Origin of the sequence: Embleya sp. NPDC059213 (genome assembly GCF_042754445.1) — a bacterium.
GTDB lineage: Bacteria > Actinomycetota > Actinomycetes > Streptomycetales > Streptomycetaceae > Embleya.
Genome location: NZ_JBHZAV010000031.1, coordinates 1 through 14,168 on the forward strand (window position 1 = coordinate 1; position 14,168 = coordinate 14,168).

10 protein-coding genes are annotated in these 14,168 nt (G+C 69.0%); 3 read left to right on the forward strand and 7 right to left on the reverse strand.

Annotation, left to right across the window (positions count from 1 at the left end; all coding sequences use genetic code 11):
- Positions 1 to 131 precede the first annotated feature (131 nt).
- The 4 genes from ACFXMF_RS14525 to ACFXMF_RS14540 form a co-directional block, all read right to left on the reverse strand.
- Positions 132 to 1,601, reverse strand: coding sequence for an amino acid permease (locus ACFXMF_RS14525; protein WP_360317459.1), 1,470 nt, complete (start codon positions 1,599 to 1,601; stop codon positions 132 to 134).
- A gap of 277 nt (positions 1,602 to 1,878) precedes the next feature.
- The gene (gene dxs, locus ACFXMF_RS14530) at positions 1,879 to 3,813 is read right to left on the reverse strand and encodes a 1-deoxy-D-xylulose-5-phosphate synthase (RefSeq protein ID WP_360317491.1); all 1,935 of its coding nucleotides are present in this window, start codon (positions 3,811 to 3,813) and stop codon (positions 1,879 to 1,881) included.
- A 136-nt stretch (positions 3,814 to 3,949) separates the two neighbouring features.
- Complete coding sequence (locus tag ACFXMF_RS14535; protein ID WP_360317489.1) at positions 3,950 to 5,188, reverse strand: ROK family transcriptional regulator; 1,239 nt, start codon at positions 5,186 to 5,188, stop codon at positions 3,950 to 3,952.
- A 253-nt stretch (positions 5,189 to 5,441) separates the two neighbouring features.
- Positions 5,442 to 5,909: a hypothetical protein gene (locus tag ACFXMF_RS14540; protein WP_360317457.1), complete on the reverse strand. Its 468-nt coding sequence runs from the start codon at positions 5,907 to 5,909 to the stop codon at positions 5,442 to 5,444.
- A gap of 166 nt (positions 5,910 to 6,075) precedes the next feature.
- Between ACFXMF_RS14540 and ACFXMF_RS14545 the strand changes: the two genes are divergently transcribed.
- Positions 6,076 to 7,074, forward strand: a complete 999-nt coding sequence (locus ACFXMF_RS14545; RefSeq protein WP_379987852.1) for an asparaginase — start codon at positions 6,076 to 6,078, stop codon at positions 7,072 to 7,074.
- Between the two features lie 339 nt (positions 7,075 to 7,413).
- Here the strand turns inward: ACFXMF_RS14545 and acnA are convergent, their stop codons facing one another.
- The gene (gene acnA / locus ACFXMF_RS14550) at positions 7,414 to 10,131 is read right to left on the reverse strand and encodes an aconitate hydratase AcnA (protein WP_360317453.1); all 2,718 of its coding nucleotides are present in this window, start codon (positions 10,129 to 10,131) and stop codon (positions 7,414 to 7,416) included.
- 352 nt (positions 10,132 to 10,483) lie between these two features.
- On the opposite strand from acnA, the gene ACFXMF_RS14555 reads away from it, so the two are divergent.
- Positions 10,484 to 11,512, forward strand: a complete 1,029-nt coding sequence (locus ACFXMF_RS14555) for a Gfo/Idh/MocA family protein (protein WP_379987853.1) — start codon at positions 10,484 to 10,486, stop codon at positions 11,510 to 11,512.
- Positions 11,513 to 11,584: 72 nt separating this feature from the next.
- Here the strand turns inward: ACFXMF_RS14555 and ACFXMF_RS14560 are convergent, their stop codons facing one another.
- The gene (locus tag ACFXMF_RS14560) at positions 11,585 to 11,959 is read right to left on the reverse strand and encodes a PH domain-containing protein (RefSeq protein WP_360317448.1); all 375 of its coding nucleotides are present in this window, start codon (positions 11,957 to 11,959) and stop codon (positions 11,585 to 11,587) included.
- Positions 11,960 to 12,009: 50 nt separating this feature from the next.
- On the reverse strand, positions 12,010 to 13,110 hold the full coding sequence (locus ACFXMF_RS14565; protein WP_379987854.1) for a PLP-dependent cysteine synthase family protein: 1,101 nt from the start codon (positions 13,108 to 13,110) through the stop codon (positions 12,010 to 12,012).
- Positions 13,111 to 13,349: 239 nt separating this feature from the next.
- Here ACFXMF_RS14565 and ACFXMF_RS14570 point away from each other — a divergent pair, with 239 nt between their 5' ends.
- On the forward strand, positions 13,350 to 13,859 hold the full coding sequence (locus ACFXMF_RS14570; RefSeq protein ID WP_360317444.1) for a SigE family RNA polymerase sigma factor: 510 nt from the start codon (positions 13,350 to 13,352) through the stop codon (positions 13,857 to 13,859).
- Positions 13,860 to 14,168 lie beyond the last annotated feature (309 nt).

The window sequence follows — 14,168 nt, forward strand, 5'->3', positions numbered from 1 at the left end:
CCGCTTCTTTGGTGTATACGAGCCCGGTACACCGCCGTGCTGTGGGGCTGAGCCCCGCCGGCGTCCCACACCCGGGGGGGCCGGGGTCGCCTCGACCCGGGCCCACGCGGGTCATCGAACAACCGTCGCCGTCACCGCAGTCGGCTGTGCTGTCGTCCGTAGAGGAAGTAGACGACGAAGCCGGCCACCATCCACACCAGGAACCGCAGCCACGTCTCGGTGCTGAGATTGAGCATCAGCCACAACGTGGCCAGCATCGACAGGATCGGCAACCACGGCACGAGCGGCACCCGGAACGCGCGCGGCAACTCCGGTCGGGTCCGGCGCAGGATCAGCACGCTCGCCGCGACGACCATGAACGCGAACAGTGTGCCGATGTTGACCATCACGTCGATCTCGTGGATCGGGGTGAACCCGGCGATCGCCGCGACCACCACCGCGATCAGCATCGTGCTCATGTACGGCGTGCCGAACCTGGGATGCACCTTCGCGAACAACGGCGGCAACAGTCCGTCCCGACTCATCGCGAAGAAGACCCGACTCTGCCCCATCATCAAGATCATGCACACGGTGGTCAGGCCGGCCACCGCGCCGATGCTGATGATCGTCGCGATCCAGCCCTTGCCGACCGACCGGAACGCCTCCGCCAACGGTGCGGACGACGAGAGCATGTCGTAGCGCTGCATGCCGACCACGACCAGCGACACCGAGACGTACAGGATCGTGCAGATCACCAGCGAGCCGAGGATCCCGATCGGCATGTCGCGTTGCGGCTTGCGGGTCTCCTCGGCGGCGGTGGCGACCACATCGAAGCCGATGTACGCGAAGAACACGAGCGCCGCACCGGAGAAGATCCCCATCACACCGTAGATCTGCGGCTCGAACCCGAACAGGGTCTGCACGAGCGGGGCCTTGAGCCCGTCGTTGCCGGACGAGGGCGGCTGCGAATCGGGGACGAAGGGGTTGTAGTTGCCGGTCTTGACGAAGAACAGACCGGCGAAGATCACCAGCAACACGATCGCGATCTTGATGGTGACCATGACGAGGTTGAACCGGGCCGAGAGCTTGACCCCGAACACCAGGATCGTGGCGACCCCGAGCACGAGCAGCAGGGCCGGCAGATTGACCTTCCCGCCGTCGCCCGGCGCGGCCGTGATCGCCTGCGGCAGGTCGATGTTCGCCTGCGAGAGCAGTGAGGTCAGATATCCCGACCAGCCGATCGAGACCACCCCGACACCGAGCGCGAGTTCGAGAATCAGGTCCCAGCCGATGATCCACGCGGGCAGTTCGCCGAGGGTGGTGTACGAGAACGTGTACGCGGATCCCGCCACCGGAACCGTGGACGCGAACTCGGCGTAACACAGCGCGGCCAGCCCGCAGACGAATCCCGCCAGCACGAACGACAGCGCGACGGCGGGGCCCGCGTAGTCCTTCGCCGCCGTACCGGTCAGCACGAAGATGCCCGTGCCCACCACCACACCGACGCCGAAGACCATCAGGTCGAGCGCGGACAACTCCCGGCGTAGGCCGTGCCCTTCGGTGACATCGGTGTCCTGGATGGACTGCTCGATGTTCTTGGTGCGAAACAGCGCGTTGGCCATGGCAACACCTCCTGGTGGCGGAGACCGTTGCCATGATCGAGGCTTTCACTCCTGTTTCCGGGTGACCGATCCTCGGCGCGTCAGGGTGATCTTCGAACCGAAAGCCGAGGAGCCGGGAAGCCGGAGTGCGGGAGCACCGGGGATCGACCACCCGGAAACAGGAGTGTGGGAGTGCGGAAGCGCCGGGAAAAGCACAACGATCCCGAGGCCGAAAGCGAAGCCTGTGGCTTCCCGCTCCCGGCCCCAGGATCGTCGCGACGTGTGCGGCGGCCCTGGCTCAGGCGGTCGTCTCGTGTTGTTCCGCGTCCGCGTCCACGGTCTTGGACGCGATCTCCTCGACCACCTGGCGCGAGATGTCCTGGGCGTTCAGACCGATCCGAACCAGGATGTCCGAGCGCTCCGCGTGGTCGAGGAACTCCTGCGGGATGCCGAAGTCGCGCAGCGGTACGTCCACCCGCGCGTCCCGCAGCGACTGCGCGATCGCCGAACCGACGCCACCGGCCCGGCCGTTGTCCTCGATCGTGACCACGAGCCGATGCCGAGCCGCCAACGGCGCGAGCCCGGCCGGAACCGGCTTGACCCAGCGCGGGTCGACCACGGTCGCGGCGATGCCCTGGTCGGCGAGCCGATCGGCGACCTCGACCCCGATCTCGGCCATCTGCCCCACGGTCACGATCAGCACGTCGCCGCGCTCACCGCCGCCGTTGCGCTGGGGACCGGTACGGCGCAGTACGTCCATCTCGTCGATCCGGCCGATCGCCGCGATCTCCGGGCCCACCGCGCCCTTGCCGAACCGCACCACGGTCGGCGCGTCGTCGACCTCCATCGCCTCGCGCAACTGGGCACGCACCTGGGCCGCGTCGCGCGGCGCGGCCAGTCGCAGGCCCGGCACGACCTGAAGGATCGACATGTCCCACATGCCGTTGTGGCTGGCCCCGTCCGGCCCGGTCACGCCGGCCCGGTCGAGCACGAAGGTCACGCCGCACTTGTGCAGCGCCACGTCCATCAGCACCTGGTCGAACGCACGGTTGAGGAAGGTCGCGTACACCGCGACCACCGGGTGCAGTCCGCCGCTGGCCAGGCCCGCCGCCGAGGTCACCGCGTGCTGCTCGGCGATCCCGACGTCGAACACCCGGTCCGGGTGCTTGGCGGCGAACTTGTGCAGCCCGACCGGGATCAGCATCGCCGCGGTGATGCCGACGACGTCCTCCCGCTCGTCCGCGATGGCGACCATCTCGTCGGCGAACACCGACGTCCACGACGCGCCCGACTTCTTCACCGGCAGGCCGGTCTCGGGGTTGATCACACCCACCGCGTGGAATTGGTCCGCCGCGTCGTTGACCGCGTGCGCGTAACCCTTGCCCTTTTGGGTGATCGCGTGCACGATCACCGGTCCGCCGAAGCCGCGGGCCCGGCGCAGCGCGTTCTCCACCGCCTCGACGTCGTGCCCGTCGATGGGGCCCACGTACTTCAGGCCCAGGTCCTCGAACAGGCCCTGCGGCGCGACGGCGTCCTTGAGGCCCTTCTTGGCGCCGTGCAGCATGTCGTAGACCGGACCGCCGACCACCGGAGTGCGGCCCAGCACGCCCTTGCCCCACTCCAGGAAACGCTCGTAGCCGCGCGTGGTGCGCAGCGTGGCGAGGTGGTCGGCGAGGCCGCCCTGGGTCGGGCCGTACGAGCGCTCGTTGTCGTTGACCACGATGATCACCGGGCGGTCCTTCGCCGCCGCGATGTTGTTCAGTGCCTCCCAGGCCATGCCTCCGGTCAGCGCTCCGTCACCGATCACCGCGACCACGTGCCGATCGGTTTGACCGCGCACCTGGTACGCCTTGGCCAGGCCGTCCGCCCAGGACAGCACCGTGGAGGCGTGCGAGTTCTCGATCACGTCGTGCTCGGACTCGGCCCGGCTGGGATAGCCGGACAGGCCGTCGGCCTGACGGAGCTGCCCGAAGCCGTCCTTGCGGCCGGTCACGATCTTGTGCACGTAGCTCTGGTGGCCGGTGTCGAAGAGGATCTTGTCGCGTGGCGACTCGAACACCCGGTGCATCGCGATGGTCAGCTCGACCACACCGAGGTTGGGACCCAGGTGACCACCGGTCTTGGAGACGGACTCCACCAGGAAGGTGCGGATCTCGTCCGCGAGCCGCGCGAGCTGCTCGGGCGAGAGGGCCTTGAGATCACGGGGTCCTCGAATGCTGTCCAGCAGGGCCACCCGTTCCTCCTTCGTCAGATCCGTCACCGCCCCCACGGGTCTGACTGCAGGAGAGGCGTCCATCGAGTCTAGACGTGGCGATGACGGCGAATGGTTCGCATCGGGGTACCGCGATGCGCCATCCGTGCGCGCCGGCTCACGTCGAAGCGCCCACGACCTGCGCCTCGGGTGTGCGTTCGACCGCGAAGGGGGTCATCTCGCTCATCACCATCGCCATCGCGCCGAGCACCTCGGCCCGCTCGCCGAGCGACCCGGTGACCACGGTCAGCCGACGCGAAGCGCTGGGGATGGCGTACCGCCCGACCGACTCGACGATCGGCGCGATCAGCAGGTCGCCGGCGCCCGCGAGGTCCCCGCCGAGGATGATCCGTTGCGGATTGAGCAGGTTCGTCAGGCTCGCCACGCCCACCCCCACGTGCCTGCCGGCGTCCGCGACCACCCGCCGGCAGCCCGCGTCTCCGGCCTTGGCGAGCTCGATCATCCGCGCGATGCTCAGGTCGGCGCCGTGGCTGCCGCGCAGCAGGTCGAGCAGGTAGGAGGCGTTGGTGAAGGTCTCCAGGCAGCCCCGGTTGCCGCACCGGCACACCGGCCCGGACTCGTCCAGCGTTATGTGACCGATCTCGCCCGCGGTGCCGCCCGGCCCCCGGTACAACCGGCCGCCGATCACCAGGCCCGCGCCGACACCGCCGGACACCTTGAGGTAGGCCATCTCGGTGCAACCCACGCCCGCGCCCCAGACGAGTTCGCCGAGCGCGCCGAGGTTGGCGTCGTTGTCCACCAGGACCGGCAGGCCCAGCCGGGCCTGCATCGCCTCGCGCGGGTGACAGCCCACCCAGCCCGGCAGGATCGTGGTCGAACCCAGCGCACCGGTGTCGATGTCGATCGGGCCGGGCACGCCGAGCCCGACCCCGGTGACCTCGGCCCGGACCGCGCCGGCGCGCTCCAGCAGCACGCCCAACAGGCGATCCGCGAGCGCGAAGCCCTCGTCGGCGGAGGAGTCGACGTCGATCGGGACGTGCTCCTCGGCAAGCACCCGGTGGGCAAAGTCACCGATCGCCACCCGCAGGTGGCGATGGCCGAAGTCGATGCCGACGACCACGCCCGAGGCGCGGCTGAGCGAGACGTTGCGGGCCCGCCTGCCGCCGGCGGAGGTGGGGGTCACCTCGACCATGTCGAGGGCCTTCAACTCCCGTACGATGTTCGACACCGTCGCGGCGGACAGCCCGGTACTCCTGGCGATCCCGGCCTGGGTGAGCGCACCCGCCATGCGGACCGCGTGCAGGACCCGATCGAGATTGGCCCTGTGCAGCGAGGACTGGGAGCCGGACGAGTGCGATCCCGGCGGCCGGGCCTGCGAAAAGCGGGCTCCCGTCATGCCGTCGGACATCTACGATCTCCTCGCCCCGGTGCATTCGACGCACTTGTTGTGTGCAAGTCCTGAACTCTATTGCCCCCTCCGTCCGGGCAGAAGAGTCAAACCTGAACGCAGGCGTCACGATCGGGCCTCTATTCACCGCCGCACGACCGACGAACGCATGGAACGTTACAAACACCCCTTTCGCTCCGGCGTCGTGGCAGGTGGGCGGGATCGAGCGGACGGGCGCACCAGGTGCGCGACGTCGCGCACGTCACAGTCGAGGCTCCCAGCGCTCGCCCGCGAGGGCCTCCTCGACCAGCCGGACCGCACGCTCGGTGGCCGCGGCGCGCGAGCCCTCGTACTCGTACATGCGCAGCGCCGCCTCCACCGCCTGCGCGGGCACCCGCTCGGCAAGCTCGACACGCGCCGTGCCGTAGCCGTGTCGGGCCGCGGCGAGCGCGGCGGCCACGTGTTGGCGGGCCATCCGGGCCAGGATCAACGGGTATTTGCGCAGGAGGTCGTGGCTTCGATAGCCCGGTGGGCACAGGTCGAACAGCCAGGCGACGGCCGTTTCCTCCCAGCCGGCCACACCCGGTGGCCGAACACCTCTCGGCCATCCCGTCGGCGCGATTCCGTCCCGACCCCTGGGCTTGGATCCGGCCTCGTTCCCGGCCGCGGCATGGGCGAAGCGACCCGGCTGCTCCCAGGCCGGGGTATCGCGATCGCCATTGCCGTACATATGTTCGATTATGCGCGGTGGCCGACCGGGAATGCACACGTGGATCATGGAGGGGGCATCCCGCACTCGCGTTCGACTCTCGCGTCGTCGTGCTCGCGCTCGCCCCCACCCGCGTTCCGCCCCGCACCCCACTTTGTTCGACTGTCGTACGACTCCAGGAGGACCCGTGATCCAGGCCGACAGCGCCGGCGACGAGGCCGCATTCGCCCACATACCGCTGGTCGGCGTGTGGCGGAACGGCTTCCTGGAATCGATCCACCACGGCACGGCCGTACTCACCGGCACCGACGGCTCGGTGGTCGAGGGACACGGGGCCGTGGACGCGCCGATGTTCCCCCGCTCGGCCAACAAGCCGTTCCAGGGTCTGGCGATGGTACGCAACGGACTGGACCTGGACGGCGAACTGCTCGCGCTCGCCTGCGCCAGCCACTCCGGCGAGACGTTCCACCTGGAGGGGACCCGACGCATCCTGGCCCGCGCGGGGTTGCCGGAGAGCGCGCTGCGCTGCGTACCGGACTGGCCCCTGGGCGCGGCCCAGCGCGACGCGTGGCTGGCGGCCGGCAAGGGCCCCGAGCGGATCGCGATGAACTGCTCGGGCAAGCACGCCGCGATGCTGCTCACCTGCGTGTACAACGGCTGGTCGACCGAGGACTATCTGGCGCCGGACCACCCCTTGCAGCAGGCCGTCCGCCAGGCGGTCGAGGACGTCGCCGGCGAGCCGGTCGCGGCGGCCGGCGTGGACGGGTGCGGGGCGCCGCTGTTCGCCATCTCGCTGGCAGGCCTGGCCCGGTCCTACGGCCGCTTCGCCGGAGCCGCCGAGGGCACCGACGAGCGGCGGATCGCGGACGCGATGCGCGCCCACCCGCAGTGGGTCGCGGGCACCGGTCGGCACGTGACGGGGCTGATGCGGGCGATCCCGGGCCTGCTCGCCAAGGACGGTGCGGAGGCGGTGTACGCGGTGGGCCTGCCGGACGGGCGGGGCGCCGCGGTCAAGATCGCGGACGGTGCGTCACGGGCCCACATCGTCGCCATGGCGGCATTGTTGTGGCGCATGGGTGCGGACGAGCAGAGCCTCGCCCCGTTCGCCCAGGCACCGGTGTACGGCGCCGGTGAAGTGGTCGGCGCGATCCGCGCGTTCCCTCTTTTGGGTGAACCGGCACCCTAGCCCTGTCGCCCACATGCGCAGAGCGCAAAACTGACCCTGCGGCCGGTTGGGAAACCAACCGGCCGCGCCAATGCCCGACAGGTGCGCGAGGACGCTGCCTGCGGGCCCGAGTGGGCGGGCGCGGGTGCAGGCGCGTTGCCCGCGAGCGCGGGTGCAGGCGCAGGCGCGAGCACAGACGCCTGCGCCGCGTGCAAGTGTGGATGCCGCGAGTGCGTGCGGCCGGCACCTGCCCCACCCTCGTGTCGAGGGCGTGACGGCGTACCAAAACACCGGGCCGGGCCCCGAAGGAGCCCGACCCGGTGCGTCGATGCCGTGCGACCTGTCGTCGCGGTGCGGCGATCAGCCCTTGTTCACCAGCGAACGCAGCACGTACTGCATGATGCCGCCGTTGCGGTAGTAGTCCGCCTCGCCGGGGGTGTCGATGCGCACGACCGCGTCGAACTCGACGCCGGTGTCCGTGGTGACCTTGACCGTCTTGGGGGTGCGACCCTCGTTCAGCGCGGTGATGCCCTCGAACGCGAAGGTCTCCTCGCCGGTGAGGCCCAGCGTGGCGGCGCTGTGGCCGACCGGGAACTGCAGCGGGATGACACCCATGCCGATCAGGTTCGAGCGGTGGATGCGCTCGTAGGACTCGGCGATCACCGCACGCACGCCCAGCAGCGAGGTGCCCTTGGCGGCCCAGTCGCGGGACGAACCCGAGCCGTACTCCTTGCCCGCCAGCACCACCAGCGGGATGCCCGCGGCCTGGTAGTTCACCGACGCGTCGTAGATCGTCGACACCGGGGCGTCGGCCTGCGTGAAGTCACGCGTGAAGCCGCCCTCGGTGCCCGGCGCGATCTGGTTGCGCAGGCGGATGTTCGCGAACGTGCCGCGGATCATCACCTCGTGGTTGCCCCGGCGCGAGCCGTACGAGTTGAAGTCCTTGCGCTCGACACCGTTCTCGGCCAGGTACTTGCCCGCCGGGCTGTCGCCCTTGATCGAGCCCGCCGGCGAGATGTGGTCGGTGGTGACCGAGTCGCCGAGCTTGGCCAGCACGCGTGCGCCCGCGATGTCCACGACCGGCGCCGGCTGCATCTGCATGCCCTCGAAATACGGGGGCTTGCGCACATAGGTCGACTGCGGGTCCCACTCGAACGTCGCGCCCGTGGGGATCTCCAGCGACTGCCAGCGCGAGTCGCCCGCGAAGACGTCGGCGTAGCGGTTGATGAACATGTCCTGGTCGATCGAGGAGGCCACCACCTCGGCGATCTCCTCGTCGCTCGGCCAGATGTCGGCGAGGTAGACCGGCTTGCCCTCGGGGTCCAGGCCCAGCGGCTCGGTGGTGATGTCGATGTCCATCGACCCCGCGAGCGCGTATGCGATCACCAGCGGCGGCGAGGCCAGGTAGTTCATCTTGACGTCGGGGTTGATCCGACCCTCGAAGTTGCGGTTGCCCGAGAGCACCGATACGACCGCGAGGTCGGCGTCGTTGACCGCCTTGGAGACCTCCTCCGGCAGCGGGCCGGAGTTGCCGATGCAGGTCACGCACCCGTAGCCGACCAGCGAGAAGCCGACCTTCTCCAGGTACGGGATCAGGCCCGCCTTCTCGTAGTAGTCCATGACGACCTTGGACCCGGGCGCGAGCGTGGTCTTGACCCACGGCTTGCGGGTGAGGCCCTTCTCGACGGCCTTCTTCGCGAGCAGCGCGGCGCCGAGCATGACCGAGGGGTTCGAGGTGTTGGTGCACGAGGTGATCGAGGCGATCACGACCGCGCCGTGGTCGATCTCGTACTCGACGCCGTCCTCGCCGACCACCTTGGTCGGGTTGTGCACGCGACCGTTGGAGCCGGTGGGCGCGTCCGAGGCCGGGAAGGACTCCTTGCCGGACTCGTCGCCGTTGGTGACGTAGTCCGCCAGCACGTCGCGGAAGCGCGTCTTGGCCTCGGCCAGCACGACCCGGTCCTGCGGGCGCTTGGGGCCGGAGATCGAGGGCACCACGGTGGAGACGTCGAGCTCGATGTACTCCGAGTACTCCGGCTCGTGGCTGGGGTCGTGCCACAGGCCCTGGGCCTTCGCGTACGCCTCGACCAGCGCGAGCTGCTTGTCGTCACGGCCGGTCAGTCGCAGGTAGGTGATCGTCTCGGCGTCGATCGGGAAGATCGCGCAGGTCGAGCCGAACTCCGGCGACATGTTGCCGATGGTGGCGCGGTTGGCCAGCGGCACCGCACCGACGCCCTCGCCGTAGAACTCGACGAACTTGCCCACCACGCCGTGCTTGCGCAGCATGTCGGTGATGGTCAGCACGACGTCGGTGGCGGTGACGCCCGGCTGCGCCTTGCCGGAGAGCTTGAAGCCGACCACGCGCGGGATGAGCATGCTGACCGGCTGGCCGAGCATGGCGGCCTCGGCCTCGATGCCGCCGACGCCCCAGCCGAGCACGCCCAGGCCGTTGACCATCGTGGTGTGCGAGTCGGTGCCGACACAGGTGTCGGGGTACGCCTGTCCGTTGCGAACCATGATGGTGCGGGCCAGGTGCTCGATGTTGACCTGGTGCACGATGCCGGTGCCGGGCGGTACGACCTTGAACTCGTCGAACGCGGTCTGGCCCCAGCGCAGGAACTGGTAGCGCTCCTTGTTGCGGCCGTATTCGATGTCGGTGTTGATCTCGAACGCGTCCGGACGGTTGAACACGTCGGCGATGACCGAGTGGTCGATGACCATCTCGGCGGGCGCGAGCGGGTTGATCCGGGAGGCGTCGCCGCCGAGGGCCTTCACGGCCTCGCGCATCGTGGCGAGGTCCACGACACACGGCACGCCGGTGAAGTCCTGCATGATCACGCGCGCCGGCGTGAACTGGATCTCTTCGCTCGGCTCGGCCTTCGCGTCCCAGCCGCCCAGGGCACGGATGTGATCGGCGGTGATGTTCGCGCCGTCCTCCGTGCGGAGCAGGTTCTCCAGCAGGACCTTCAGGCTGTAGGGGAGGCGCTTGCTGCCCTCCACCTTGTCCAGCCGGAAGATTTCGTACGACTCGTCACCCACGTTCAGGGTGGAGCGAGCGTCGAAGCTGTTCGCGGACACGACGGTCTCCCTTGATCTTGTGCGTTTCTCCCGCATCCTGCCGACACCCACTCGACGTACGCCAAGCAAGGTGACCCTAACCAGGGATGCCGGGGTCTGCGCCCCGCAGATATCTTGATGTCAAGACAAGTCTAGTCTAGGCCCCGACTCGTCCGTGCGGGTACCCGCCACACACGGGACGACCCGTCGGTCGCGGATTCCTCCGAGCGATCTCCCCCACACACGCACGTGCGCCCCTAACATGCGGGACAGCGAGTCCGGCGCGACCCACCGAGTGGGTCCGGCAACGGGCCCGGAGCACGCGTTCGCGCGAGAGCGTGTCGAGTGGGGCGGCGACGAGGGGGATGACGCCATGAAGCGGATCCGGATCGGCGTTTTGGGCGCGGCTCGCATCGCGCCGGCCGCGCTGGTCAAGCCCGCGCGGCTGATCCCGGAGGTGCAGGTCGCGGCGATCGCCGCCCGCGACGCGGCCCGTGCGGACGCCTTCGCGCGGCGGCAGGGCATCCCGCGCGTGCACCCGGATTACGCCGCGCTGATCGCGGACCCGGAATTGCACGCGGTGTACATCCCGCTGCCCAACGGGCTGCACGCGCACTGGACGATCCGGGCGCTGGAAGCCGGCAAGCACGTGTTGTGCGAGAAGCCGATGGCGGCCAACGAGAGCGAGGCGCAGGAGATCGCGGACGTCGCGGCACGCGCGGGCCTGATCGCCATGGAGGCGTTCCACTATCGGTATCACCCACTCGCGAGCCGCATGCGCGAGATCCTCGACGACGGCGAGTTGGGCGAGATCCGTCGCATCACCACGTCGATGTGCTTCCCGCTGCCGCTGCTCGGCGACATCCGCTACCGCTACGACCTCGCGGGCGGGGCATTGATGGACGGTGGCTGCTACGCCGTACACCTGATGCGGCTGCTCGCGGGCGACAACGCGAGCGACCCGATCGAGGTGTCGGACGCGCACGCGCTGACGATCCGCAGGGACCGGCGGGTAGACCGCGCGATGTCGGCCCGACTACGGCTGCCGGGCGGCGCGGCGGGCACCGTGCACGCGTCGATGTTGTCCCGACGCGTGCTGGACATGCACGCGCACGTCGTGGGCACGCGCGGCGAGATGCGCGTACTGAACTACCTGATGCCCCACCTGCCACATCGGTTCACCGTGCACACGGGCAAGCTCAAGCGGCGCGAACACCTGGGCGAGGCGGCGAGAACGCCGACGTATCGCCTGCAACTGCAAGCGTTCGCGGACGCGATCCGCCTGGGCGCACCGACGCTGACGCCCGCGGTCGACGCGGTGCCGACGCTGCGCGTCATGGACGCGATCTATCGCGCGGCGGGACTGCCGCTGCGCGGCGAGGCCGCCCCCGCCACCCGGTGAGCACCCGCAGCACCACATCGACGCCCGAAGCACCCGAGTTGCCCGAGTGTGGGAACGTCCGCGACCACCTGCTCAGCGCATGATGTAGTGCAGGATCACGTCGTGGACGTGTCGACCCTTGTCGTCGCTGCGGAACTCCACGCTGTAGGTCTGCGTACCGACGTGGATCGCTATTTCACTGGAACTCAGATACGAACCGGTGAAGCTCTTGTTGGAGACCATGCTCACGCTGCTGATCTTCGAATAGGGCAAGGAGGTGATCGCGATCTTCTTACCGACGAAACTGTTGTCCTGGATGATCGCGCGCCGGTCGGTCAGGCCGATGAACCCGGTGCCGACGCCCTTCGCGTCGTAGACCGCGATGATCTGCTCGCCCGGCAGCAGCCCGCTCTGGATCTTCTCCAGTTGCTCGCGCTTGTCGAAGACGACGTTTCCCGCCCCGCTCATCCTGTTGCTCCTCCTCGTCGACCTGCGGTACCCAGCCTAAGGCTGCGCGGTCAGCGCCATTCGCTGGTGGCATGGAAGTGTCGCAACGTGTCTTCGTACGGGCCCAGATCCAGGTTCTGCCGCGCGAGCCACTCGTCCGAGTAATACGAATGCGCGTAGCGTTCTCCGCCGTCGCACAGCAGCGTCACCACCGAACCGGTGCGGCCCGCGGCGCGCATCTCGGCCACCAGGCGCAGGGCGCCCCACAGGTTGGTGCCGGTCGAGCCGCCGGCCTTGTGCCCGGTGCGCCGGTGCAGGTCGCGCATCGCCGCCACCGACGCGGCGTCGGGGACCTTGATCATGCGATCGACGATGTTCGGCATGAAGCTGGCCTCGACCCGGGGTCGGCCGATGCCCTCGATCCGCGACGAACACGCCTGGGCGTACTCCGGGTCGTGCGTGCGCCATCCGTCGAAGAAGGCGGAATTCTCGGGGTCCACGACGCAGATCTTGGAGTGGTGTCGGCGATAACGCACATAGCGGCCCATGGTCGCGCTCGTGCCCCCGGTACCGGCGCCGACGACGATCCACTCGGGAATGGGGTGGCGCTCCTGGGACATCTGCTCGAACACCGACTCGGCGATGTTGTTGTTGCCCCGCCAGTCCGTGGCGCGCTCGGCGTAGGTGAACTGATCCATGAAGTGCCCGCCCGTTTTTGCCGCCAGCGCGCGCGAGACCTCGTACACGGTGGCGGCGTCCTGGACCAGGTGACATCGACCGCCGTGGAACTCGATCAGCTCGATCTTCTCCGGGCTGGTGGTGGCGGGCATGACCGCGACGAAGGGCAGGCCGATCTGATTGGCGAAGTAGGCCTCCGAGACCGCCGTCGAGCCCGAGGACGCCTCGATCACGGTGGTGCCCTCCTCGATCCACCCGTTGCACAGGGCGTACAGGAAGAGCGAGCGGGCCAGGCGGTGTTTGAGCGAGCCGGTGGGATGGGTCGACTCGTCCTTGAGGTAGAGGTCGATACCCCACTGCGCGGGCAGCGGGTAGGCGAGCAGATGGGTGTCGGCGGAACGGTTGGCGTCGGCGCTCACCTTGCGGATGGCCTCGTCGACCCAGTCTCGAGTCTTCGCGCTGAAACGGTCCACATCGTTGTCCACCGACGTCACGTCGACTCCCCTGGCTGGTTCGTGTCCCCGTGCCGGATTTGGGGGCGCGAGGGCTGCGGCATCGATGGTGATCGACTCCGGCCCAGGCTACGGGCCGACGCGCGGATTCCTTGGCCAACCCCTCGAATGGCCCATGAGCTGCACATACGTATTCTCGGCCGGAAGTTGTGACGTGTCGGGGGGTCCGCCGCGTCTATGGGGTGGGTACGCGCGAGGGCGCGTAGGGACGAGGAGGGTCTATGGCGGGCTTCGACGCTGAGCCGGCCGATTTCCTGGAGTTCGCCAACGCGTGCAGCGGTCGGCTGTTCCGGACGGCGTGGCTCCTGTGTGGCGATTGGCATCTCGCCGAGGACCTCGTGCAGACGACGCTGGGCAAGTTGTACCGGGCATGGAAGCGGGTCAGTCGGGCCGACAGCCCGGAGGCATACGCGCGCACCGTGCTGACACGCACCTATCTGTCCCACCGACGCAGGCTGAGCAGCACCGAGCAGCCCTATGCCGACCTGCCGGAAGGCTCGGGCCCCGAGGAGGACCAGGCGTTGCGGTTGACGCTCCTGAAGAGCCTGTCCGAACTGCCGCCCAAGGACCGGGCGGTGTTGGTCCTGCGGTACTGGGAGGACCTGAGCGTGGAGCAGACGGCGCGACAGATGGGCGTGTCCGAGGGGGCCGTGCGGAGCAGGTCGATGCGGGCGCTGGAGAAGTTGCGGAGCGTACTCGGAAGCGAATCCGGCTGGCTCTCCGCCGCATGAGGGGTCAGTGAGCACACCGCCGGTACGGCCGTACGGCTGGTGAGCAGTACGACCTGCGTTCACACGGATGGCACGGATGGCGAGGAGACGGTAGGTCTATGGGGTCCCACGAGAAGGAGCTGGCGGCCGCGATGCGGGCGTCGGCGTCGGGGCTGGTCCCCCCGGCGGGATTGGTCTCGGGTGGTATAGCCCGAGGCAGGCGGATGAAGTTGGTACGGCGTTTCCAGGTCGGCGTGTCGACCGCAGCGGTACTGGCCGTGGCGGGAACGACCCTGCTCGTCGTCTCGGAACGAACCGACGGTGGCCCCG